Annotated in this window: 2 protein-coding genes; both read left to right on the top strand. The window is 60.9% G+C overall.

What is annotated here, in order from left to right:
• Nucleotides 1–299 (top strand): ATP-binding protein (locus A9D60_RS06920; RefSeq protein ID WP_175392910.1); only part of this gene is annotated, 299 nt, incomplete at its 5' end.
• A 114-nt stretch (nucleotides 300–413) separates the two neighbouring features.
• Nucleotides 414–594 (top strand): transposase (locus A9D60_RS26025; RefSeq protein WP_141117862.1); only part of this gene is annotated, 181 nt, incomplete at its 3' end.

Below are 594 nucleotides of genomic sequence, written 5' to 3'. Positions count from 1 at the left end.
TGTTCTTCCAGCTGGTCAACGCGCGATACGAAAAAGGGGCGATGATCCTGACGTCAAACCGCGGCTTTGCCGAATGGGGTGAAGTCTTTGGGGACCCCGTGGTCGCAACCGCACTGCTGGACCGACTGTTGCACCATGCCGTTGTGGTCCAGATCGAGGGCGCCAGCTACCGGTTGCGCAAACATGCTGACCTGATCCCCGAGCACACCCGCGCCCATGCCAACATTGCACCGCCGCTCCCACCGAAACGGCGCGGCCGGCCACCAAAAAACGGAGGTGCCGATCACCATCGCGGCTGATCGCCGAACCCGCGAGGTGGGGAAATTTGCGCCAGCACTTGGAGTGCGCCCCTGCGGGTGGACCACGAAACCAGCTGATTTCCCCCAGCCTGGGCCTTCGGATAAGGAGGTTCCATGACCAAAAGAAAACACCGCCGCCATAGCATTCCATTCAAGCGCATGATCGTTGAAGCCTATTTCAACGGCACAGCGCTGAACGCGCTCAGCGTCGAACACGACATCTGCCGGCACCTGATCCGGACCTGGATCGACAAGTACGAGAACGGCGAATACGACACCGAGACCGCGAGACCGC

Source organism: Leisingera sp. JC1 (genome assembly GCF_001679925.1).
GTDB lineage: Bacteria > Pseudomonadota > Alphaproteobacteria > Rhodobacterales > Rhodobacteraceae > Leisingera.
The sequence above is the reverse complement of the archived record's forward strand: the minus strand, read 5'-3'. Positions and strand labels throughout refer to the sequence as shown.